Source organism: Curtobacterium sp. PhB25, from assembly GCF_004365375.1.
Classification (GTDB): Bacteria; Actinomycetota; Actinomycetes; order Actinomycetales; family Microbacteriaceae; genus Curtobacterium.
Window position 1 is genome coordinate 1 of the sequence record NZ_SODR01000005.1, and the last position, 23,547, is coordinate 23,547.

18 protein-coding genes are annotated in these 23,547 nt (G+C 70.2%); 2 read left to right on the forward strand and 16 right to left on the reverse strand.

All coding sequences use genetic code 11. The annotated features are described in order from the left end of the window. Positions 1–159: 159 nt before the first annotated feature. From EDF51_RS10705 to EDF51_RS10720, 4 genes are all read right to left on the reverse strand, one after another. Positions 160–1,821, reverse strand: coding sequence for a glycoside hydrolase family 13 protein (locus EDF51_RS10705; RefSeq protein WP_134195080.1), 1,662 nt, complete (start codon positions 1,819–1,821; stop codon positions 160–162). A gap of 68 nt (positions 1,822–1,889) precedes the next feature. Next, positions 1,890–2,795 carry a carbohydrate ABC transporter permease gene (locus EDF51_RS10710; protein ID WP_123291961.1) on the reverse strand — a complete coding sequence of 302 codons (906 nt, stop codon included), beginning with the start codon at positions 2,793–2,795 and terminating at the stop codon, positions 1,890–1,892. After that, positions 2,795–3,742 carry a sugar ABC transporter permease gene (locus EDF51_RS10715; protein ID WP_123291962.1) on the reverse strand — a complete coding sequence of 316 codons (948 nt, stop codon included), beginning with the start codon at positions 3,740–3,742 and terminating at the stop codon, positions 2,795–2,797. The genes EDF51_RS10710 and EDF51_RS10715 overlap by 1 nt, the downstream gene beginning before the upstream one ends. A gap of 11 nt (positions 3,743–3,753) precedes the next feature. Then, positions 3,754–5,016: an extracellular solute-binding protein gene (locus tag EDF51_RS10720; protein ID WP_243834000.1), complete on the reverse strand. Its 1,263-nt coding sequence runs from the start codon at positions 5,014–5,016 to the stop codon at positions 3,754–3,756. A gap of 168 nt (positions 5,017–5,184) precedes the next feature. Here EDF51_RS10720 and EDF51_RS10725 point away from each other — a divergent pair, with 168 nt between their 5' ends. Then, positions 5,185–6,441 carry an ROK family protein gene (locus EDF51_RS10725; RefSeq protein WP_133937970.1) on the forward strand — a complete coding sequence of 419 codons (1,257 nt, stop codon included), beginning with the start codon at positions 5,185–5,187 and terminating at the stop codon, positions 6,439–6,441. On the opposite strand, the gene EDF51_RS10730 is transcribed toward EDF51_RS10725, so the two are convergent. Together EDF51_RS10730 and EDF51_RS10735 are read right to left on the reverse strand one after the other, a co-directional pair. After that, positions 6,347–7,093, reverse strand: a complete 747-nt coding sequence (locus EDF51_RS10730; RefSeq protein WP_243837120.1) for a CoA pyrophosphatase — start codon at positions 7,091–7,093, stop codon at positions 6,347–6,349. The two genes, EDF51_RS10725 and EDF51_RS10730, sit on opposite strands and share 95 nt — an antisense overlap. A gap of 151 nt (positions 7,094–7,244) precedes the next feature. Further along, a complete protein-coding gene (locus EDF51_RS10735; RefSeq protein WP_243837121.1) occupies positions 7,245–8,075 on the reverse strand; it encodes a siderophore-interacting protein in 831 nt (276 codons plus the stop codon). A gap of 113 nt (positions 8,076–8,188) precedes the next feature. On the opposite strand from EDF51_RS10735, the gene EDF51_RS10740 reads away from it, so the two are divergent. Continuing rightward, positions 8,189–8,710 carry a hypothetical protein gene (locus EDF51_RS10740; protein WP_131879487.1) on the forward strand — a complete coding sequence of 174 codons (522 nt, stop codon included), beginning with the start codon at positions 8,189–8,191 and terminating at the stop codon, positions 8,708–8,710. Between the two features lie 85 nt (positions 8,711–8,795). On the opposite strand, the gene EDF51_RS10745 is transcribed toward EDF51_RS10740, so the two are convergent. The 10 genes from EDF51_RS10745 to EDF51_RS10790 form a co-directional block, all read right to left on the reverse strand. Then, the gene (locus tag EDF51_RS10745) at positions 8,796–9,779 is read right to left on the reverse strand and encodes a glycoside hydrolase family 16 protein (RefSeq protein ID WP_134194880.1); all 984 of its coding nucleotides are present in this window, start codon (positions 9,777–9,779) and stop codon (positions 8,796–8,798) included. A 275-nt stretch (positions 9,780–10,054) separates the two neighbouring features. Next, on the reverse strand, positions 10,055–11,248 hold the full coding sequence (locus EDF51_RS10750) for an alpha-hydroxy acid oxidase (RefSeq protein ID WP_134195086.1): 1,194 nt from the start codon (positions 11,246–11,248) through the stop codon (positions 10,055–10,057). Between the two features lie 128 nt (positions 11,249–11,376). Then, entirely contained in the window at positions 11,377–12,855 is a 1,479-nt protein-coding gene (locus EDF51_RS10755; RefSeq protein WP_134194882.1) for a rhamnulokinase family protein, read from the reverse strand. Between the two features lie 51 nt (positions 12,856–12,906). Beyond that, positions 12,907–15,006: a bifunctional aldolase/short-chain dehydrogenase gene (locus EDF51_RS10760; RefSeq protein ID WP_134194883.1), complete on the reverse strand. Its 2,100-nt coding sequence runs from the start codon at positions 15,004–15,006 to the stop codon at positions 12,907–12,909. A gap of 4 nt (positions 15,007–15,010) precedes the next feature. Continuing rightward, a complete protein-coding gene (gene rhaI, locus EDF51_RS10765; protein ID WP_123938519.1) occupies positions 15,011–16,183 on the reverse strand; it encodes an L-rhamnose isomerase in 1,173 nt (390 codons plus the stop codon). A 335-nt stretch (positions 16,184–16,518) separates the two neighbouring features. Further along, the gene (locus EDF51_RS10770; protein ID WP_134194885.1) at positions 16,519–18,825 is read right to left on the reverse strand and encodes an alpha-L-rhamnosidase; all 2,307 of its coding nucleotides are present in this window, start codon (positions 18,823–18,825) and stop codon (positions 16,519–16,521) included. A 120-nt stretch (positions 18,826–18,945) separates the two neighbouring features. Continuing rightward, on the reverse strand, positions 18,946–19,752 hold the full coding sequence (locus EDF51_RS10775) for a carbohydrate ABC transporter permease (RefSeq protein ID WP_235036067.1): 807 nt from the start codon (positions 19,750–19,752) through the stop codon (positions 18,946–18,948). 86 nt (positions 19,753–19,838) lie between these two features. Beyond that, a complete protein-coding gene (locus EDF51_RS10780) occupies positions 19,839–20,774 on the reverse strand; it encodes a sugar ABC transporter permease (RefSeq protein ID WP_243649937.1) in 936 nt (311 codons plus the stop codon). Between the two features lie 4 nt (positions 20,775–20,778). Beyond that, positions 20,779–22,128 carry an ABC transporter substrate-binding protein gene (locus EDF51_RS10785; RefSeq protein ID WP_131845794.1) on the reverse strand — a complete coding sequence of 450 codons (1,350 nt, stop codon included), beginning with the start codon at positions 22,126–22,128 and terminating at the stop codon, positions 20,779–20,781. A 332-nt stretch (positions 22,129–22,460) separates the two neighbouring features. After that, a complete protein-coding gene (locus EDF51_RS10790) occupies positions 22,461–23,546 on the reverse strand; it encodes a LacI family DNA-binding transcriptional regulator (RefSeq protein ID WP_132099989.1) in 1,086 nt (361 codons plus the stop codon). Position 23,547: the final 1 nt, after the last annotated feature.

Here is a 23,547-nt window from a genome sequence, read left to right on the forward strand (position 1 = left end):
GCTCCCAGGCACGACTCGAGGGCATGAGCCCGGTTCAATACCGAGCTCACGCCCTCGCGGCCTAATCTGACTTCACGGTCCAACAAACCGGGACCGGTTCACTGCCTGCACCGTGCCTCCCGTCCGTCACCTGGTCGCGTCCACGACGCGCACCCTGCGTCAGGAACGCAACCAGGCCGTCCCCACGCCCGTGAGAGCACCGTCTGCCACCGGTGCCGAGGCGAGCAGCAGCTCGCCGGCGGGGAGTTCGTAGGGCTCGTCACCGAACACCGTCACGCTCGTCCAGCCGTTCGGGCGTCGGAACGCGAGCACGTCGTCGCGGCCGGTCTCGAGCCACTCCAGGTGCTCCTCGGACTGCAGCTGGCCGCGCAGCCCGAGGGCCTTCCGGTACAGGCTCAGGGTCGAGTCGGGGTCGGTGTCCTCGGCCTCGACGCTCGCGTCCGCGAACCACGCCGGCTGCGGCAGGTGCGCGGAGCCGGAGCCGAAGCCGAACGACGGGCCGGACCGGGTCCACGGGATCGGGACACGGCAGCCGTCGCGGCCGACGTCGACGCCCGGGTTCCGGAAGAACGCGGGGTCCTGGCGGTCGGCGTCGGGGATGTCGCCGACCTCGTGCAGACCGAGCTCCTCGCCCTGGTACAGGTAGGCGGAGCCGGGCAGTGCGAGCTCGAGCAGGGTCGCCGCCTGCGCGCGGCGCAGCCCGAGCGAGCGGTCCAGCGCGTCCTGCGACCCACCGGCGAGCAGCCACGCGCCGCCCTGCTTGTCGGGGGAGCCGTTCCGCGCCGGCAGCGCGTAGCGGGTGGCGTGCCGGACGACGTCGTGGTTCGAGAACACCCACGTGGTCGACGAGCCGGACTGCTCGGCCAGGCCGAGGTTGAACTCGATGATCTCCTTGAACGAACCGGCGTCGAAGTCGGCCTCGAGCAGGTCGAAGTTGAACGCCTGCCCCAGACCGTCGGCGCTGGCGTACCGGGCGCGGCGGTCGGCGGCGACCCAGGCCTCGGCGACCGCGGTGCGGGCGGGGGTGTACTCGTTGAACACGGTCCGCCACCCGGCGTAGATCTCGTGCACGTCATCGCGGTCCCACAGCGGGTGCGAGCCGTCCTTCGGGATCTCGGCGAGCTCCGCCCAGGTCGGCAGGGCGCCGGAGGGCAGGTCCTTCGCGAGCCCGTGGGCGACGTCGATGCGGAAGCCGTCGACGCCACGGTCCGACCAGAAGCGCAGGGTGTGCAGGAAGTCGTCGCGGACCTCGCGGTTCGCCCAGTTCAGGTCGGGCTGCTCCTTGGCGAAGGAGTGCAGGTACCACTGGCCGTCGCCGACCGCGGTCCACGCCGGGCCGCCGAAGATCGAGATCCAGTCGGCCGGAGCCTGTTCGCCGGACGGCCCGGTGCCGTCGCGGAAGACGTAGCGGTCGCGGGCGGGGGAGCCCTTCGGCGCGGCGAGCGCCTCGCGGAACCACTCGTGCCGGTCGCTCGTGTGGTTCGGCACCACGTCGACGATCACCCGGATGCCGGCGGCGTGCAGCGCCTCGACCATCCCGTCGAAGTCGTCGAGCGTGCCGAGCTTCGGGTCGACGTCGCGGTAGTCGTCGACGTCGTAGCCGCCGTCGGCGAGGGCGGACGGGTAGAACGGGCTGAGCCAGACGGCCTCGACACCGAGCGACGCCAGGTACGGCACGCGCTCGGTGATGCCGGGCAGGTCGCCGATGCCGTCGCCGTTCGCGTCCGCGAAGGAGCGGGGGTAGATCTGGTAGACGCTCGCCTGGCGCCACCAGGTCTCGTCGGCGCTGGTGGTGGCGGGCTGGGCGAGGGTGTCGGTCACGACGGGCCTTTCGTGGTTCGTGGCGGTGTCGGTCGGTTCGGTCGTACCGGCCGGGTCGGTCGTCGTGCTCACTTGATGGCGCCCTGGGTCACACCGGCCATCACCCATCGCTGCGTGACGAGGTAGACGATGATCGCCGGGGCCATCGCCATCAGGTACGAGGCGAACGAGACGTTGTAGTTGTTGCTGAACTGGGTCTGGAACATCTGCTGCAGCACCGGCAGGGTCTGCAACGCCGGGTCCGAGGTGATCAGCGACGGCATCACGAAGTCGTTCCACGACGCCAGGAACGCGAAGATGCCGACGGTGGCGCTCATCGGTGCCAGCAGCGGGAACACGAGCCGCCAGAACACCTGGCCGGTGCTCGCGCCGTCGATGCGGGCGCTCTCCTCGAGCTCGGCCGGGATCGACCGCAGGAACGCGGTGAAGAGCAGCACGCTGAACGACAGCTGGAACATGACGTGCAGCAGCGCGACGCCGAACGGGTTGTCCAGGTGCGCGAGGCCGGTGAGCTTCACCTGCGACAGCGCGAGCACCGGGAACGGCAGGAACATGGCGGCGAGCAGGTAGAAGAACGACCAGCGGAACAGCCGACGGTCCCAGTTCCGGGCGATCGCGAACGCCGTGAACGATGCGAGCAGGATCGTGCCGACGACGGTGATCGCGGCGACGAGCACCGAGACGCCGAACGCCCGCGGGAAGTCGGTGAGCTCCCACGCCTGCACGAAGCCGTCGACGCTGAACGGTGCCGGCAGCGAGAACGCGTTGCCGTCGACGGCCTGGCCGGTCGTCTTGAACGCCATCGTCAGGGTGACGTAGAGCGGTACCAGGATCGAGAGCGCGCAGAGCACGAGGACGACGGTGACGGGCCAGTTGGCGTTGCCGCCGCGGCGGCCGGCGGTCCGGTCGGCGTCGACCGATCTGATGCTGCCCGTCTTCGTCGTCCCCGGACGGAGGGGTGTCTGGATGGTCATCAGAGCGCTGCCTTCCCGCGGGTCGCCCGCAGCTGGATCACGGCGATGACGACCGCGATGATGAAGAAGATCGTGGCGTTGGCCATCTGGTAGGCGTAGTCGCCGCCGTTGAAGCCCTTGAAGATCGACATCGCGACGCTCGTGGTCGAGGTACCGGGGCCACCGTCGGTCAGGCCGACGATGATGTCGTACGAGTTCAGGAAGTTCTTGAACCCGATCACCAGGTTGATCAGGATGTAGCCGGCCGTCAGCGGTGCGGTGATCGAGATCAGCTGCCGCCACGCGCTCGCGCCGTCGAGGGCAGCTGCCTCGTAGACCTCGCCGGGGATGGACAGCACCCCGGCGATGTAGATGAGGAGGGTCGACGGGATCGCCTGCCACGCGGTGACGATCACGATCGCGACCCACGCCAGGTCGGGGTTCGCCAGGATGCTCTGCTCGAGCGGCCCGAAGCCGATCGCGCTGGCCAGGGCCGGCAGGCTGTTCGCGAACAGGAACGAGAACACGTACGCGATGACGATGCCCGAGATCACCATCGGCAGCACGAACACCGCGCGGAGGGCTATCTTGCCGCGGATCTTCGAGGTCAGGGCGATGGCGAGCAGGAACGCGATCGCGTTGACGACGATCACGGTGACGAGTGAGAACCCGAGGGTGAACAGGTACGCCTGCAGGATCGCGGGGTCGGAGAACACCGCGACGTAGTTCGTGAGCCCGATGAAGCGGAACTCACCGAAGCCGACGGAGTTCGTGAAGCTGAGCACGATGCCCATCACGGCCGGCAGCGTGATGGCGAGCGTGAAGAGCAGCAGGGTGGGGAGCAGGAAGGCGAGGAAGAGCGGTTCGATCCGCTTCCGCTTGTGGGTGACGGACGGGAGGCCCGGGGCGGCTCCGCCACGTCGGCGGCGGTCCGCCGTCGTGATGGCTTCGGTGGTCGTGGTTGCCATGGGACGTCTCCTTACGCGGCCGTGCGGAGCGCGAGACGCGCCCAGTCGGCGTCGAGGGTGCGGAGCTGGCGCTGCGGATCGCCGCCGAAGGCGATCGACTGCGCGTAGTTCGCGACCGGGATCTCGGCGGGGATGAGCTGCGACGCACCGAGGTAGAAGGCGGCGTCGTCGTAGTACGACTGCATGCCGGTCAGCGCCGGGTTCGACGCCGGGGGAGCGTCCTTGCGGACACCGAAGCCGTTGTTGTCGGCGTTGTACTTGTCGTTGACCTTCGACTGCATGAGGAACGTCAGGAACTCGCGGGCGGCCTCCTGCTTGCGGGACGCCTCCGGGATCCAGAGCGCCAGGTCGACGTTCACCCGTACCTTGTTGTCCGCGGCGTCGTCGGTGACGGGCAGCGGGAACGTGCCGAGGTCCATGTCCTTGTTCGTCTTGGCGATCTCGCCGAGCGCCCACGGCCCCTGCAGGTACATCGCGGCCTTGCCCTGTGCGAACGCGAGGTTGCCGTCGCCGTAGCCGCGGCTGGCGGCACCGTCCTGGTGCCATGCGCGCAGCTGGGTCATGCGCTCCATCGGCGTCCGGAGGTCCTTCTCGAACGACACCGACGAGTCCTTGCCGACGCTCGTGCCCTCGCGTCGCAGTGCGTCGAACGTCTTCGGGGTGTCGATCGCACCGCCGACCGTGTAGTCGAACATGCCCTGCGCGATCGTCCAGTTGTCCTTGAACGTCCCGTAGATCGGGGCGATGCCGGCCTGCTGCAGCCGCCCGCAGAGATCGGCGAACTCGCTCCAGGTGGTGGGCACCTCGAGTCCCTGCTCGGCGAACAGCGCCTTGTTGTAGATCACCGAGGCGGCGGTCACCGAGTACGGCAGCGCGCTCTTGCGACCCGGGTAGTCGGCGGTCTGCTGCATGAGCGGCCACAGGTCCGGGTTGATCGTGTCGGCCTGCGGCAGGTCGGAGAGGTCCGTCAGGGCTCCGTGCTCGACGAACGGCACGACCGAGAAGTTGTAGTTCCAGCAGCCGAGGTCCGGCGGCCGGTTCCGGACGAAGTTCGCGGACATGCTGGAGGTCGAGTCACGGACGACCCGCACCTTCGACTGGCTGTCGTGGAACTGCGCGATGACGCCGTCGAAATACCCGATGACTTCGGGCTTCGAGACGTAGAACGTGATGGTCTCCGGCTTGGCGCTCGAGGACCCGATCGGGGCGCACCCGGCGAGCGCGAGGCCCGCTCCGATGCCGCCGGCTCCGAGCAGGAACGAGCGTCGGCTCACCGATGCCGCCGTCCTGGTCGTGGCGTGTGGTTGCACGTCGTCTCCGTCCGTCCGGACCCGGCAGCCCTGCCGTTCCGTCCTGCGATCGGCTCCGATGCCGACCGCGAGACTAAATCTAGCGACAAAATCTAATTACGCAAGGAACTCGTTGCGCGATAAGGTCACGGCATGCCGCCACCCCGTCGAACGAGCGCCGAGACACTGCTCGCGCACGCCTTCGACGCTGGCGCCTTCACCGCGACCGAGGCCATCGACGCCACCGGCCTGACCCGCTCGACCGTGCTGGCCGCGTGCGAGGAACTCGTCCGGCTCGGCTGGCTCCACGAGCTCGACGACGCCCGTGCCGCCGGGGAGTACCGGATCGGTCGGCCCGCCCGGCGCTACGAACTCGACACCGCCGCCGGGGTCGTCGTCGGGGTGGACGCCGGACAGCACCGGGTCACCGCCATCGTCGCCGACCTGCGCGGCACCGTGCTCGGTCGCGCCGAAGGGGCACTCGGTGAGTCGGGACTCGAGGTTCCCGTCCGGCTCGCAGTCCTCGCCGACACCGTGGACGACGCGCTCGCCGCCGCCGGAGCCGACCGCTCCCGCGTTCTGGTCACCGTCGTCGGCATCCCCGCGCCGGTCGACGCCGGCGGGGCATCGCCGGGCGACGGCGGCTTCTGGGACCGGATGAACCCGGGCTTCGCCGGCGCCGTCCCGCACGGCCGCGTCGTCGTCGAGAACGACGCGAACCTCGCCGCGCTCGCCGAGCGGCCGTCCTCGGGGGACGCCTCGTTCGCCGCACTGCTCTCCGGCGAGCGGTTCGGCAGCGGCCTCGTGGTCGACGGTGTGCTGCTCCGCGGTGCCCACGGCGGCGCGGGGGAGATGCGCGTGCTCGACATCGTCCAGGGGGTCGGGTCGTCGGACGGCATCGGCGCGACGGCGCGGACGCTGGTCGCCGAGGCCGTCGCCGCGGGCGAGGTCCGGCCGGGCAGTCCGCTCGCGGTGGACGCCGGTGCCTCCGCCGTGTTCCGCGCGGCGCAGGACGGCGACACCGTGGCGCTGGCGATCGTCGACCGCCTCGGCGACCGACTGGCCCGCGTCTGCGTCCTGCTCGCCAGCCTGCTCGACATCGACCGCGTGGTCGTCGCCGGTGCGATCGCCCAGCCCGCCGTCGCCGTCATCGACCGCGCCCGCGCGCTGCTCGACGGCTGGCACTTCGACCCCGTGCCCGACCTGGTGGCGTCGACGCTCGGCGGCGACGTCGTCGTCATCGGGGCCGTCGCCCACGCGGTGGACGCAGTCCGTGCCGACCCGCTGTCGTTCCCGCTGGGCGGTACCGACCGGATCAGTGTCGACGATCGAGCGGCAGTTCCCGCTCCCGATCCCAGTCCTCGGTCCACCCGAGCCGGTCGAACAGCGCATCCAGCAGCATCGCGGTGAACCCCCACACCAGGTGGTCGTCGTGGTGGTCGTCGTCGTGGTGGTCGCCGTCGTCGTGGTCGCTGTGCTCCGCATCGACGGTGAAGCCCGGCCCGCGCCACTCCTGACCACCGCGTCGGATCACCGTGACCCCGCGGTTCGCCGGGTCGAGCAGGTCCGCCACGGGGACCCGGAACACCGCGGCCGACTCGCGCTCGTCGACGACCCGGATCGGGGACGGCTCGCGCCACCACCCCAGCACCGGGCGCACCAGGTGGTTCGAGAACGCCAGCGGCACCGCGGGCAGCGTGCCGAGGACCTCGACGCCCGTCGGGTCGAGCCCGGTCTCCTCACGCGCTTCGCGGAGGGCTGCGGCGACGGCGTCGACATCGCCCGGGTCGATCCGTCCGCCGGGGAACGCGACCTCGCCCGGGTGCGCGCGCAGGGTCGTGGCGCGCGCGAGTAACAGGACGTCCAAGTCGCGCGGGACGTCGGCGGCGACGGCCGGGCGGTCGCTGGGGGTGCGGTCGAGCGTGCCGAAGAGCATCAGGACGGCGGCGTGCCGCGGGCTGGACGAACCGGTGAGTTCGCCCGCCACGGGCCCGGCATCCGCCCACCCGTTCGCTGCGACGGTCGCGAGTGCCGCCCGTGCTCGCCCCTCGTCGCCCATCACCCGCCCACCCTAGGCGTGCGGCGCTGGTGGCCGTGCGCCGTGCTTCGTGCTTCGTGCGTCCGCGCCGTGCTTCGTGAGCAGAAATGGTCGGGTCGGGAATCGGCACTCGACCATTCCTGCTCACGAAGTTGCCGGAGGTGCCCGAACGCAGTCAGCCGGACCGGCCCGCGCGCCAGTACCCGGTGAAGGCGATCCGCTCCTTCGGGATGCCCGCGCCGACCCAGTGCCGTCGTGCTCCGCCGGCGAGGGACTGCTCGCCGGCGACCCAGGCAGCGTGGTCGGGGCTCACCGACGATCGGGTGACCGCGTCGAGCGCCGCGGCTCCGGGACGTCGACCGGGTTCGCGGGTGATCCACGTCACGTCGATGCCGGTCGGCGCATCGATGGTCCGCACGTCGGCGTCCGTCGGGACCTCGAGGATCGCGGTGCCCTTGGTCGAACGGGGGAGCGACTCGAGGATCCCGGCTGCAGCGGGCAGGGCGCTCTCGTCCGCGACGATCACGATCGGACGACCGAGGGCGTCCCGGTCGAAGCCGATGCCCTCGTCGATGAGCCCGGCCACGTCGCCGGGCTGTGCGCCGAGTGCCCACCCAGCCGCGGTCGGCCCGGTCGGTGCGCGGTCGTCACCAGTGCCGTGCACCACGAAGTCGACGTCGAGCTCGTCGCCCTGGTGCAGTCGCCGGAGGCTCCGCACGGTGTAGCTGCGGAGGATCGGTCGGCTCGCCTTCGCCACCGTCAGGAACCTCAGGTAGCTCACCGTGTCGAGCTTCTGCGGGGCCCGCGCGAGGTCACCGCCGTCCACCGGCAGGAACAGACGGAACCACTGGTCGTAGCCCATGTGGGTGAATCGGCTCAGGTCGTCGTCGCCGAACACCACGCGGATGAAGGACGGCGAGATCCGTTCGGTCCGCACGACGTGCAGGGTGAGGAGCTCGACGCGTTCCGGCTTCGTGCGGGTCGCCTGCATGTTCGTCCGTGCCACGTAGGTAAGGCTAACCTAACTATTACTCGAGCGGGAAGGCTCAGCCGACTCCCGGGCACCGTCGGCATGGTGGAGGAACCGAGGACCACTCGAACATTCGACGAGGAGACACCGTGGACCGCTTTCGACGACTCCCGCTGCCGGCACTGCTGCCCATCGTGTTCGTCCTGGTCGGCGGACTGTACTTCGCCATCGGTCTGGCTTCGAACCCCGACGGTGCCGGTCTGGCCGCCCGCGCGATCGGATCGCTCTTCTACGCCGTCTTGATGACGGTGTTCTTCGGCTTCCTCATCGCCTACCGTCGCCGCCGAGCGGGTGGCACCGAGGGTGCTGCCGCGATCCAGCGAGCGGTGCGCTCCGGAGACCTGCCGGACGACGTCGACCACGTCGTGTGGACCCGCGAGCTCGAGTCGACCCGCAAGCGGTACCGGAACAACCGGGTCATCGTGCCGATCATGGTCGTCGTCTTCGCGGCCTTCTCGGTCTGGGCAGCTCTGACGGTCAGTCCGTTCTGGTGGGCGATCCTGGTGCTGTTCGTGGGGATGTGCGCGTACTCCGTCTGGGAGACCCGACGGGCACTGCGGAACATCGACCACCTGCTGACCACCCTGCGCGGAACCTGGACCGTGCGCTGACGTCGCGAGCCTGATCCAGTGAGCAGAAGACGTCGGGTCCCTGGTGGGAAACCGACGTCTTCTGCTCACTCAGTGGGCCGAACGCTCACTCCGTGGTGGAGACCCAGTCGATGAGCAGGTTGCCCTGGTCGCCCCAGTTGCCGACCTGGAACATGAAGCGGTGCGGGGTCGTCGGTACGTCGTGCGTGATCGTGTCGAGGACCTTGCCGTCGACGCTGTAGGTGACCGACTCTCCGGGCACCCAGTCCACCGTGTAGGTGTGCCAGTCGCGCCACGAGACGCCGGTGCCGATCTGGACGCGGTCGGCTTCCTTGCCCGGGGTCATCGAGTGGTGGAAGGCCGAGGGGCTGTCCTCGAAGTTGCCCTCGGGGAAGTCGATCTCGCCGTCGGACCAGGTGCCCGACGTCGGCCACAGCATGAACGCCGCGCCGTTGCCGTCGCCACCGGTCGCCTTGGCGCGGACGGAGAACGAACCGCCGACGTGGTCCCAGGCGCCAGCGGAGGAGCCGAACGTGCCGGCCGCGCCCGCTCCGGTGCCGAGGGCGACGTCCATCACGCCGTCGTGCACCGAGACGGTCTTGCTCGGCGCGTAGATGCCGGAGGTGCCGTCGGGGTAGGGCTGCCACGACTGCGGGTAGAGCCGCGAGACGAGGCCGGTGACGGCGTCGGTGGTGAAGTCCTCGACGAACGAGGCGGCCGGCGCAGCGGAGGTGTCGGCGACCTCGTTCTGCGGTTCGGCCGCGTCGTCGGTGTCCGACTCCGCGGCTTCGGCGTCGTCGGTGGGCGCAGCCGCCTCGGGTTCCGCGGTCGGGGTGGTGTCCTCGATCGGCGCGGCCTCGGCGGTCGGCGCGGGCGTCTCCGTCGGCGTCGTGTCCGACTCCTCGTCGTCGGACGGGGCCGGGGTCGCAGTGTCCGAGGGGGTGGGCGTGGGGGTCACCGGGGCGTGCTGCCCGTGGCGGTGTCCGCCCCAGCCCCACCAGCTGTCAGCGGAGGCGGCGGAGGCGGTGGGGACTCCGAGTGCCAGGCAACCGGCGGTCGCTGCCGCCAGGATCGCGCGACGGCGGCTCATCGGGTGTGCCGTTCGGTGGTGAGGGTGGTGGGCGTGGTGGTCGCGGGGGTCGTGCCGCGCATGGGCGTGCACGTGCTTCGGGTCGAGATGTCGGGCTCCTCGTGGTGCTCGGGCGCAGGATGCGGGGAGGGGACGGCGCGCCAGGGGGCAGGATGCCGAGGGGTTCGGTGACGCGTCCACGGACATCTTGCATCATTTGTGCCCCGTTCGGGGGTAATCGCCTGAATCGGCACCCGAACGCGCGGTGAACGGCGGGCAGCCCGCTGCCCGCCGCCTCAGCCGCGCGGCACCGGCTGCAAGCGCTGCAGCTGCGTCACGTGCCCGGGCTCGAGCTCGTCGAGCGACGTGACCCCGAGCAGCCGCATCGTGCGCTCGATCTGCTCCGACAGGATCTGGATCATCCGGTCGACACCGGCCTCGCCGCCCGCCATCAGCCCGTACAGGTACGCCCGGCCGACCATGGTGAACTTCGCACCGAGCGCCACGGCGGCGACGATGTCCGCGCCCGACATGATGCCGGTGTCGAGGTGCACCTCGGTGTCCATGCCGACCTCCTTCACCACGGAGGGCAGCAGGTGGAACGGCACGGGTGCCCGGTCGAGCTGGCGTCCGCCGTGGTTCGACAGCGTGATCCCGTCGACGCCCATGTCCGCCATACGACGCGCATCGGCCAGGGACTGCACGCCCTTGACGACGACCTTGCCCTTCCACTGGTCGCGGATCCAGGCGAGGTCCTCGTAGGTGACGGTGGGGTCGAACATGTGGTCGAGGAGCTCCCCGACGGTGCCGGACCACCGGTCGAGCGACGCGAACGCCAGCGGCTCGGTGGTCAGGAAGTCGAACCACCACCACGGTCGCGGGATGGCGTTCAGCACGGTCCGGGCGCTCAGCTGCGGCGGGATCGAGAAGCCGTTGCGCTTGTCCCGCAGTCGCGCGCCGGCGACGGGCACGTCCACGGTGACGAGCAGCGTGTCGAACCCGGCCTTCTCGGCGCGGGAGACCAGCGCCATCGACTTCTCGCGGTCCTTCCACATGTACAGCTGGAACCAGTTGCGGCCGTTCGGGTTGGCGTCGCGGACGTCCTCGATGGCGGTGGTGCCCATGGTGGAGAGCGAGAACGGGATGCCCGCGCGTCCGGCTGCCCGGGCCCCGGCACGCTCGCCCTCGGTCTGCATCATGCGCGTGAACCCGGTGGGGGCGATGCCGAACGGGTACGCGACCGACGCACCCAGCACCGAGCGCGAGGTGTCCACGGACGACACGTCGCGCAGGATCGCGGGTGTGAACTCGATGTCCTCGAACGCCTGGCGGGCGCGCGCGAGCGAGATCTCGGCCTCGGCGGCGCCCTCGGTGTAGTCGAACGCGGCCTTCGGCGTGCGGCGGGCGGCGATGTCGCGCAGGTCCCAGATCGTCAGGGCCTGTTCGAGGCGCTGACGCCGACCCGGCAGCGAAGGCTTCTTGAACTGCATGAGCGGTGCGAGGTCCCGCACGGTCGGCAGCTGCCGCTTGATCGGGGTCCGCCGGGCCGACGGTGTGCCCGGGGTGGCTGCCGGTGCGCCCGTGGCGGGGTCGACGCGGTGCTGGTCGTCGGTCGAGGTCATACAGACATCCTACGTCTCGAGGTGGATTGGCGGAGGGAAGCGTCGGAGGAACGCGGGGTGTACCGGACGGGCTCGACGGTGCGGGCGATCGTTGCGCGCAGGGCCTCGAGCGATGCGCCACGCAGGCCGCCGAGTCCGGCTGCCCGCGCCTGCACCAGGATGTTGCCGAGTGCCGTCGCCTCGACGGGCCCGGCCAGGACGGGCAGCCCGGTGCGGTCGGCCGTCAGCTGGCAGAGCAGTCGGTTCTGCGATCCGCCGCCGACGATGTGCACCTGTCGGACGTCTTTGCCCGTGATGGTGCTGATCGTCGCAAGTGTCTCCGCGTACGCGGCGGCCAGCGACTCGAGGATCGAGCGCACGAACTCGGCCCGCGACGCGGGCGCGCTCAGCCCGTGGTCGCCGCACCAGGCGGCGATGCGAGCGGGCATGTCGCCGGGCGCCGTGAACGACTCGTCGGCGGGGTCGAAGACGGGGACCGGGGCCGTGACGGCCGCGGCGGAGGCGAGCAGGGCCTCCAGGTCGATGCTCGCGCCGTCACGTTCCCAGGTGCGGACGCTCTCGGAGAGCAACCACAGTCCGGACACGTTCTTCAGGAACCGGACGCGGCCGTCGACCCCGCCCTCGTTGGTGCAGTTCGCGTCGCGCGCCGCGTCCGACAGGACGGGTGCGTCGAGCTCGACGCCGACGAGTGACCAGGTGCCGGAGGAGATGTACGCGAAGTCCGGTTCGGTCGCGGGGACCGCGACGACGGCGGAGGCCGTGTCGTGCGAGCCGACGAGCGTGACGGGTGCCTGCCCGCCGACGGCGTCGGCGACGGACGGCAGCAGTGGCCCGAGTCGGTCGCCCGGGTCACGCAGGGTGGGCAGGAGGCCGGCCGGGAGGCCCGCAGCAGCCCGCAACGCCGGGTCCCACCCGCGGGTCGTCGCGTTCAGGACCCCGGTCGTCGACGCGTTCGTGCGCTCGGCCGCCTCGACACCGGTGAGCCAGTAGCCGAGCAGGTCGGGGACGAGCAGCGCCCGCTGTGCGAGCTGCAGCGACGGGTCGGCGGCGAACTGGAACACCGTGTTGAAGGGCAGGTGCTGCAGACCGTTCCGGGCGTACAGCTCGGCCGCGTCCATCCGTCGGTGCACGCGGTCGACGCCGCCCTCGTGCCGCTCGTCGCGGTAGTGGTACGGCAGGCCGAGCAGCCGACCGTCGCGCAGCAGGCCGTAGTCGACCGCCCACGAGTCGATGGCGATGCTGACGATCGCCGGGTGCGTGGCGAACGCCTGACGGAGGCCGTCGGTCACCTGTCGGTGGAGCTCGACGACGTCCCAGTGCAGGGCCTCGCGGTCGTGCTCGTGCAGGGTCACGGGGCCGTTCGGGAACCGGGCGACGTGCTCCATCCGGACGCCGTCGGTGTCGACGTGCCCGAGGATCACGCGGCCGCTGGTGGCCCCGAGGTCGACGGCGGCGACGGTGCCGCTGGTGGACATGCTCTTACCTCTTGTCGGACATCAGCTTGTCGTGCATCAGCTTGTCGTTCATCAGCGCAGGAACGCGGCGGCGACACCCGCGTCGACGGGCACGTGCAAACCGGTCGTGTGCGAGAAGTCGTCGGTGCAGATGGCGTAGACGGCGTTCGCGACGTTCTCGGGCACGACCTCGCGCTTGAGGATCGTGCGCTGGGCGTAGAACGCGCCGAGGTCCTGTTCCTCGATGCCGTAGGTCTTCGCGCGGTTCGCACCCCAGCCGCTCGCGAAGATCCCCGAGCCGCGGACGACGCCGTCGGGGTTGATCCCGTTGACGCGGACGCCGTGCTCGCCGAGCTCCGCCGCCAACAACCGGACCTGGTGCGCCTGGTCGGCCTTCGTCGCCGAGTACGCGATGTTGTTCGGGCCGGCGAACACCGAGTTCTTCGACGAGATGTAGACGATGTCGCCGCCGAGGCCCTGCTCGATGAGGACCTTCGCCGCTGCCTTGGACACCAGGAACGAGCCCTTCGCCATGACGTCGTGCTGCAGGTCCCAGTCCTGTTCGGTGGTGTCGAGCAGGCTCTTGCTGAGCGACAGCCCCGCGTTGTTGACGACGAGGTCGAGGCCGCCGAAGTGCAGCAGCGTCTCTTGGATGGCCTGCTCGATCTCCGCTGCGGACGTCACGTTCGCCGCGACGCCGATGGCCCTGTCCGTGTTCCCGATCTCCGCGGCAGCGTCTTGCGCCTTCGCCAGGTCGAGGTCGGCGATGACGACCGCGGCACCCTCGGCGGCCAGGCGCTTCGCGATCGCCTTGCCGATGCCGCTCGCAGCCCCGGTGACCAGGGCGATGCGGGTGGCGAGCTTCTTGGGGGCCGGCATCCGCTGCAGCTTCGCCTCTTCGAGGGCCCAGTACTCGATGCGGAACTTCTCGGCCTCGTCGATGGGGGCGTAGGTGCTCAGCGACTCGGCACCGCGCATGACGTTGATCGCGTTGACGTAGAACTCGCCGGCGACGCGGGCGGTCTGGGCGTCCTTGCCGTACGAGAACATCCCGACGCCGGGCACCAGCACGATGAGCGGGTCGGCGCCGCGGATCGCGGGGGAGTCCGGGTTCGCGTGGCGGTCGTAGTAGGCCTGGTAGTCCGCGCGGTACTGCTCGTGGAGTTCGTGCAGGCGGGCGGTCTGCTCGTCGACGCTCGCGGTGGCGGGCAGGTCGAGGATGAGGGGCTTCACCTTGGTGCGCAGGAAGTGGTCGGGGCAGCTCGTGCCGAGCGCGGCGAGCTCCTCGGCGCGCGACGACGCCAGGAACTCAAGCACGACATCGCTGTCGGTGAAGTGACCAACCATCGGCTTGTCGTGCCCGGCGATGCCGCGGATCGTCGGGGCGAGGGCGGCGGCGCGCTGCCTCCGCGCCTCGGTCGGCAGCGCCTCGAAGCCTGCCCGGGACCCGCCGAACGGGTCGGCCTTCCCGTGCTCCGCGATGTACTGCTCGGCGGTGTCGATGATCCAGCGCGAGTTCGCCTCGGCCTCGGCAGAGGTGTCGCCCCACGCCGTGATGCCGTGGCCACCGAGGATCGTGCCGATCGCCTGCGGGTTGTCCCGCTTGATCGCGGCGATGTCCAGCCCGAGCTGGAACCCGGGTCGGCGCCACGGCACCCACACCACCGTGTCGCCGAAGATCGTCGACGTCAGAGTCGGTCCGTCCGCCGCCGTCGCGATGGCGATGCCGGCGTCCGGGTGCAGGTGGTCGACGTGCGCGGCGTCGACCAGGGCGTGCATCGCCGTGTCGATGGACGGAGCGGCACCGCCCTTGCCGTGCAGCGTGTAGTCGAACGCGGCGACCATCTCGTCCTCGCGCTCCACCCCCGGGCCTGTGTCTGATGCGTACATGTCCTGGAGTGCACGGACGCGGTCGACGCGCAGGACTGCGAGGCCCGCCGGGGTGAGGGTGCCGAGGTCGCCCCCGGAGCCCTTCACCCAGAGCAGCTCCACCGGCTCGCCCGTGACCGGGTCGGTGTCGGTGCCCTTCGCCGAGGTGTTCCCGCCGGCGTAGTTCGTGATCCGCGGATCCGAGCCGAGCGCGTTCGAGCGCGCGATGAGCGCACTGATCGTGGTGTCTGCGTCGGTGCCGTGCGTTGCGGGGTCCACCCGAGCCTCCAGTGTGTGTGCCATGTGTCTACGCGCCCCAACCGGCCTGGACGCCGCCGACGCGGTCCTCGGCGATCGACTGCTGGTACCCGGAGTCCAGGTACGCGCGCATCGGGTTCGCCGGCAGGCCGCGGGATTCGCGCCACGCGGCGAGGTCCGCCCGGACGTCGGTCTGGTACGCGTCCATGAAGACCTCGTTCGCGCCGAGGACGTCGTGGGCCTCCTGCGCTGCGGTCAGGGCCACGCGGTCGAGGAGCAGTGCCCGGGCCGTCATCTCCTGCACGTTGAGCACGGAGCGGATCTGACCGGGGATCTTGTCCTCGATGTTGTGGCACTGGTCGAGCATGAACGCGACGTCGTGGTTGTCGTAGCCGCCGCCGCGGATGACCTCGACCAGGATGCGGAACAGCTGGAACGGGTCCGCTGCGCCCACGATCAGGTCGTCGTCGGCGTAGAACCGCGAGTTGAAGTCGAAGCTGCCGAGCTTGCCGAGGCGCAGGAGCTGCATCACGATGAACTCGATGTTCGTGCCGGGGGCGTGGTGGCCGGTGTCGAGGCAGACCATCGCCTTGTCGCCGAGCGCGGCCGTCTGCACGTAGCTCGTGCCCCAGTCCGGCACGTCGGTGTGGTAGAACGACGGCTCGAAGAACTTGTACTCGAGCACCAGGCGCTGGTCGGCACCGAGGCGGTCGTAGATCGTGCTGAGCGACTCGTGCAGGCGGTCCTGGCGTGAGCGCATGTCCTCCTGCCCGGGGTAGTTCGATCCCTCGGCGAGCCAGATCTTCAGGTCGCGGCTGCCGGTGGCGTCCATCACGTCGATGCAGCGCAGGTGGTGGTCGATCGCCTTCTGCCGGATCGTCTCGTCGACGTGGGTCAGGGCGCCGAACTTGTAGTCGTCGTCCTGGAACGTGTTCGAGTTCACGGTGCCGAGCGACACCCCGTGCTCTTCGGCGTGCCTCTTGAGGTCGCTGAAGTCGTCGACGAGGTCCCACGGGATGTGCAGGGCCACGGTCGGTGCGAGGCCCGTGTACTGGTGCACCTGGGCGGCGTCGGCGATCTTCTCGTACGGGTCGCGCGGGGTGCCGGGCGTGCTGAACACCTTGAAGCGGGTGCCGGAGTTGCCGAAGGCCCAGCTGGGCAGCTCGATCTGCTGTCGTGCGAGCTGGTCGGCGATGCCGGTGAAGGTCGGGGTCGATGTCATCGTGTCACTTCCTCGTGTGCGATTGAATCGTTTCATACAGTACGGGTCGCGGCGGTCTGCCGCAACCGTGTGGTGTGTGTTGCGTCGCGCACCCCGTTGCGGCCTTCGCGCCCCGGAGAGTCGGGGCGCGATGACCGCACGGGGGCGCGATGCGAGACGGGCGCGGGCGCGATGCGCGCACGGGGGCGCGGGACGGGCGCGGGCTGCCCGCCCCGTTGCGGTCTTCGCGCCCCGAAGAGTCGGGGCGCGAAGACCGCCCGGGGGCGCGACGCCGGGTGAGCGCCGTCAGGCGTCCCGCGCACCCACCGTGACCAGCCCACCGTCCGCTCCCCGCGCTACGCCGCCGGCACAGCAGCCGGCGCGCGCAGCTCGTGCGACCCGGCGCCGAGCCGCTGCTCCGCAGCACCCGGCAGGCGCACCACTGCGGTGACGCCTTCCGGCACCTGTGCACGGACGAGCAGCTCGCCGTCGACGAGCTCCCACCGCACCGCGATGTGCCCGTGCACGGAGTCGAGCGACGTCGAAGCCCACGTCAGGCCACCGCCCGGCTGCGGTGCGATGAGCACGGAGGCGTACCCCGGTTCGAGCGCCGACAGACCGCCCACCACCCGGTGCATCCAGTCCGCCACGGCACCGAGTGCGTAGTGGTTGAACGAGGTCATCTCACCCGGGTTGATGGTGCCGTCCGGCAGCATCGAGTCCCAACGCTCCCAGACCGTCGTCGCACCCATCGTCACCGGGTACAGCCACGACGGGCACTCCGTCTGCAGAAGCAGCCGGTACGCGTCGTCGAGGTGTCCGGTCTGCGTCAGCGCGTCGGTGATGAACGGCGTACCCGCGAAGCCCGTCGAGATCCGGTACCCGGACTGCTCGGCCAGCTCCGCCAGGCGGTCGCCCGCACGGCGCTCGTCGTCCTCGTCGAGGATGCCGAACACGATCGCGAGCGCGTAGACGGTGGTGCAGTCGCTCCGGATGCGGCCGTCGGTCACGTAGTGCTGACGGAACGCGGCCTGGAGGCCCGTGGCGAGCTCCTCGGCTTCCGTCGCCTCCGCCTCGTGGCCCGTCAACCGCGCCGCCTGCGCCACCAGGGTCGCGCTGCGGTACGCGCACGCCGTCGCGACGACGCCCGGGTCGGCCTTCGCCTTGGCGGCGTCCTCCGGCGGGGCGTCCGGGTCGAGCCAGTCGCCGAACTGGAAGACGGTGTCCCACAGGCCCTCGGGTGACAGGTGGCCCTTGATGCGGCGGAGGTGCGCCGTCATCGAGTCGAGCTGCTCCTCGAGCACCGCGGTGTCGCCGTAGGCCTGGTACAGGGTCCACGGCACCCAGACGCCGGCGTCCGACCAGATGGCGGTGGCGTCGGGGGTGCCGAAGTCCTCGGCGGGGGAGTACTTGAGCACGTCCGGCACCACGAACGGGATGACACCGTCGGCGTGCTGCTGCTCGAGCCACACGTCGCGGAGCCAGTCGCCCAGGAACGCGCGGGTGTCGAACAGGTAGGACGCCGTCGGCGCGAACGCCGCGATGTCGCCCGTCCAGCCGAGGCGCTCGTCACGCTGCGGGCAGTCGGTCGGGACGCTCAGGAAGTTGCCCTGCATGCCCCGGATGACGTTGTCGTGGAACGTGTTGAGCAGCTCGTGGCTGGACTCGAAGGTGCCCGTCCGGGTCAGGTCGGAGCCGACCTGCACCGCGGTGACGGCCGCGCGGAGTTCGTCGAGCGTGCCGGTCCAGCCGTCGACCTGGGCGTACCGGAAGCCGTGGAAGGTGAAGCGGGGCTCGAAGCGGTCCTCACCGCCGCTCAGGGTGAAGTGGTCCGTCGCCTTCGCGGTGCGCAGCGGGCGGGTGCCGAGCTCGTCGTGTTCGAGCACCTCGGCGTGCTTCAGGGTCAGCACCCTGCCCGCGGGCCCAGAGGCGACCACGCGGAGCCAGCCGACCAGGTTCACGCCGAAGTCGATCAGCGTCGCGCCGGACGGGCTCGTCCACACCTCGACGGGGGCGATCTCGGCGAGGGGTCGGACCGGCGGCACGGTGTCGGCGACGAGTTCGCGCTCGCCGATGTCGACGGTGCGCACGGCGCTGGTGCGTCCCTCGTGGCCGTCGACGCTCGGTGTGGTGACCTCGCCGGGCGTCAGGAAGGAGCCGTCGCGGAGTCGGGCGTCGATGTCCTCGCCGTCGTACAGCTGGTCGGCGGTGATCGCGCTGGACAGGGCCTGCCAGTCCGTGTCGGTGGCGACGAGCTGTTCGTGGCCGTCGGCGAAGGTGATGCGGAGCTCGGCGAACGCGGCGGGCTCGTCGGCGTACCAGCCGCCGCCGCCACCCCAGGCGAGCCGACCGGCGGCCCAGCCCTTGCCGAGGACGAGTGCGAGCACGGCGGCGCCACCTGCGGGCGTCTCGGTCAGGTGTGGCGTGACGTCGTGCGAGACGACGCGGATGCGCCACTCGTAGCTCGTCCACCCCGGTTCGAGCAGGTGGTCGGAGACGCGTTCGCCACCGAGCCACGCCTCGACGACGCCGAGGGCGCTGACGTCGAGGGTCGCGCTCGTGACGGCGCCGTGGCCGTCGTCGAGGGTGAACTCGCGGCGCAGGATCGGTGCGCTCCCGAGGTCGGCGTCGCTCGTGATGAACGGTGCTGTCCAGGCGGTCATGTGGTGTGTCCTTTCACGCGACCGGTCGTCGTCGACCGGTGCGGGGGTCCGGGGCCCGGCCGCCCGCCCGGGTGGGCGGTGCGGCGGAGGCGGGTCGCGCCTCCAGGCCGAGGTCGGGCGTCAGCCCTTGACGGCGCCGCTGGTCATGCCGGCGACGATCTGGCGGTTGAAGAAGATGTACAGGATCAGCGGCGGGATCGTGATGAGCAGGACGTCGGTGAACAGCAGGTTGAGCTGGCTTACCGACTGGCTCTGGAACGAGTAGAGCGTCTGCTGCACCGTGGCGTTCTCGGATCCCGGCAGGAAGTACAGCGGGTTCGTGAAGTCGTTGAACACCGTGACGGACTGCACGAGCACGACCGTGATGATGACCGGCTTGAGCAGCGGCAGCACGACGCCGAAGAACAGACGGATCGGTCCGGCGCCGTCGAGGACGGCTGCCTCGTCGAGCTCCTTCGGGATCGTCGCCACGAACGCCCGGAAGAGCAGGATGCAGAACGACAGGCCGAAGGTCGCCTCGATGAGGATCATCCCGCCCATGGTCTTGAACAGGTTGAGCCCCTGCAGCACCCAGATCGTCGGGACGATCGCGGGCGGGACGATGAGGCCCGCCAGGACGAAGAAGTTGATCACGCCGTTCCACTTGCTCGGACGACGCTGCAGCACGTACCCGACCATCGCGGAGAACACGACCATCACGATCACGCTGCCCACGGTCAGGACCGCACTGTTCAGGAACGCGCGGACGATCACGCCGTCACCGGATCCGAACACGGCCTGCAGGTTCTGCCAGAGCTGCCACTCGGTCGGCAGGCTGAAGCCGAGCTGGTTCGCCTCGGCCGGGTTCTTCATGGCCTGCAGCAGGACGAAGACGAACGGCACCAGGAACACCACGAAGCTGACGACGATGGCGATCGAGCCGATGATCCACCGTCGGGTCCGGCCCGGGTGGCGGTTCCGGCTCGCCGGCGTCGGCGCACGGCCGGCGGTCCGGCGGGGGCTGGTGACGGCGGTCACAGGTCCGCCTCCTTGCGGTTCAGGAGCCACGAGATCGGGACCATGATCGCCGTGACGACCACGAACAGGACCACGTTGCCGGCGGTCGACAGGCCGTAGAACCCGGCCTGGTACTGCTTGTAGATGACGCTCGCGATGACGTCACTGGTGAACCCTGGCCCACCGCCGGTCATCGCCCAGATCAGGTCGAAGGACCGCAGCCCGCCGATCAGCGACAGGATGATGACGGTGCCCATCGCGGGACGCGACAGCGGCAGGGTGATGTTCCGGAAGATCGACCACGCGCTCGCGCCGTCGACCCTTGCGGCTTCGAAGTACTCCTGCGGGATCGCCACGATGCCGGCGATGAAGATGAGCGTCGCGATGCCGACGCCCTTCCAGACGTCCACCGCGGCGACGCTCCACAGGGCGAGGGCCGGGTCGGTCAGCCACCCCGGAGTGGGGAGGCCGACCGAGCCGAGGACGCCGTTGATGATCCCGTGGAACGGGTCCATCAGCGCCTTGAACGTGATGCCGATGCCGATCGTCGACACGAGCACCGGGAAGAACACGACCGCCCGCAGGTAGCCGCGCCCCAGCACGGGCGACGTGAGGAGCAGGGCGAGGGCGAGTCCGATGACCACCTTCGCCGCGCTCGTCACGAAGCCGTACTGGAACGTGTGCACGAACCCGGAGACGAGCTGCGGGTCCTGGAAGAACCGGACGAAGTTGTCGAAACCGATGAAGGTCTGGTCGAACAGCGTCCAGCGGGTGAGGGAGAAGTAGAACCCGGCGAAGGTGGGGACCGCGAAGAACACGACGTACAGCGCGATCGCGGGGATGAAGAACCACGCGGGGTAGAACGAGCGCATCCGCTTGCGCGCGGGACCGGTCCCGCCGGAACCCGCTCGGGTCTTCGCCGGCTCGAGTGCCGTCGTGAGTGTCGCGGTCACCGTGTCACCAGCCCTTGATGCCGAGCTGCTGTGCCTGCTGGACGACGTCGTCGTCGTACTGGTCAGCACCCTTGGCCGCGTTGGTGATGCCGGAGCCGACCTGCACGCAGATCTTCTCGAGGTTCGGGCCCTTGATCGGGGACAGGAACTCGAGCGCCGGGCTCGCCTTGCCGTCGTCCAGGTACTTCTGCAGGTCGTCGATCATCGGGGGCACGTCGTCGGGCAGCGAGCAGGTCGAGATGACGTACGGGCCACCGGGGGTTCCGGTGTCGTTCTGCACCTTGCAGCCGTCGGCCGAGTTCGCGAAGGCGATGAACTTCTTCGCGGCGGCGAGCTCGTCACCCTCGGTGGTCTTCGGGATGTACAGGCCGTTCGGCTCCCAGATGGTCAGGTTCGTGTCGTCGGCGTCCTCGGCCGGCAGCGCGAACGCTCCGATGTCCGCGACCGCGTCGGGGCTGTCCTGCTGCAGGGTCGAGATCGCGTTCGTCAGCATCGGGTACTGCGCCCCGGTGCCGTCGGCGAGCATCTTCAGGCCGTTCGCCTGCGTGGCCGAGGCGTAGTCCTCGTTGTAGAGGTCCTTGTCCTTGCCCTCGGCGAGGTGGTCGAAGCCGGCGAGTGCGGGGTCCTTGGCGTAGGACTCCTTGTTCGCGGTGTAGTTGTCCGCCCAGTCCTTGTCCTGCGCCGTGATGTTGGCGAAGTCGCCGAGCACGAACAGCTGGCTGGTCCAGGTGTCGCCGTACGTCTGGATGATCGGGGCGACCTTGCCGGCGTCCTTGATCTTCTCGCTGTTGCTGATGAACTCGTCCCACGTGGTGGGGACGCTGAGTCCGAGGTCGGCGTAGACCTTCTTGTTGTACATGACGCCGCCACCGAAGCTCGTGCCGAAGGGAGCGCCGTAGACGCCCTTGTCGGTGCTGACGACCTTGGTGAACTGCTCGTCGACGTCCTTCGTCCAGCTCTCGTCGGACAGGTCCACCAGGGTGTTGTCCGGGTTGAGGGCCTGCATGAGCGAACCGGAGTTGTAGTTGAAGACGTCGGCCATCTCGCCGGTCGACAGCTGGGTCTTCACCAGGTTGTCGCCGTCGGTGCCCTGCGGGCGGGTGTCGAACTTGACCGTGATGTCGGGGTTGGCCTTCTCGAACGCCTCGATGAGCGGCTTCGCGGTGGCTGCGGTCGCGGGTGAGTTGTCGGCCTGGTAGGTGATCTGCACCTTGCCGCCGCCTTCGTCGGCGGAACCGCCGGACGAACACGCCGCGAGCCCGCCGATCAGGACCGTGGCGCCGCCGATGGCGACGAGCCGTTTGACGACGGCGCGCTTGGTGAGCGTCCTCGTGGTCAGGGAACGAGCTGACATTCCTTACCTCCTCGTAAGGCCCGGGGCGGGGTACCCCGGGTGAAACGGACCCGGATCCCGCGTCGTCGTGGGCTCCGGTTGCTGCTGTTTAGAACGTTTCAATCAGGATGGAACCACGTGGATTGAAGCGTGTCAATCGCTGTGCCGATTTCGTTACGGGAACGCGCATGCCTGGTGCGCGCGGTCCCGCCTCGCCCCACCCGCCCTGCTTCGCCCGCCCTGCCTCCACCCCACCCGCGAAAGCGACAGTGTGCCGCGAACTGTTCGCGCGGATCTGTCGCTTTGCCGGACCAGACGGCGTCCCGTGCCGCAGAACTGTCGCTTTCGCGCGCTCAGGCCTCGGTGCGGCGCGGGTCGCTCGGCGCCGTGGCCCGCGCGGCCGCTGCACCGGCGCGGCCGAGCGTGCTCTCGCGGGGGACGAGCTCGCTGCCGAGCACCACGGTGCGGTGGACGTGCATCGGGTCGGAGAGCTCCTCGAGCAGCAGGGCCACCGCGGTGGCGCCCATCTCCTCGCCGTGCATGGTGACCGAGGTCAACGGCACCGCGCCACCCCACGCGACCGAGTTGTGGTCGCACCCCGACACCGGGATGTCCTCCGGCACGCGGATGCCGGCGGCTCGGAGCTCGGAGACGACCGCCATGGCGAGCAGGTCGGTGACGCCCAGGACGCCGTCGGGCCGTTCGGCGACCGGCATCGCGGCGATCCGCGCGCCGGCGTCGGTGCCGCCGGGCGGGTCGATGTCACCGGCGTCGACGTCGACGAGTTCGACTCCGGGGTGTTCCGCGATCGCGCGGAGGAGCCCCGCGCGGCGACGGGCCACCGGCTGCAGGTCGGGCCGGGCACTCACGAAGCCGATGCGTCGGCAGCCCTGCTCGATGAGGTGCTGTGCGGCGACGTACCCGGCCTGCTCGTTGTCGACGACCACCGAGCAGGCGTCCACCTCGGTCGGTTCGTAGTTGACGTAGACGACGGGCAGGCCGTGCTGCTTCGCTGCCTCGACCTGTGCGCGAGACTCCGTCATCGAGGCCAGCAGGATGCCGGACACCCGGGTGCTCTCGAGGAACGCGAGGTGTTCGCCCTGCGCCTCGAGGTCGTTCTCGCTGCTGGCGACGAGCAGGGTGCGCCGGCGTTCGCGGGCGGTCGTGTGCGCACCGCTCACCACGTCGGTGAACAGCGAGTTGCGGAGCGAGGCGACCACGAGACCGATCGCCCGGGTGCTGCCGGACACCAGTGCCCGGGCGTTGCGGTTCGGCGTGTACCCGAGTTCGGCGATCGCGTCGTGCACGCGTGCGGCCGTGGACTCGGCGACCCGCTCGGGGTGGTTCAGGACGTTCGAGACCGTCGCCAGCGAGACGCCGGCGCGAGCTGCGACGTGGTGCACGCTCGGCGGGCCGTCGCGCCGGGGGACATGCACCATG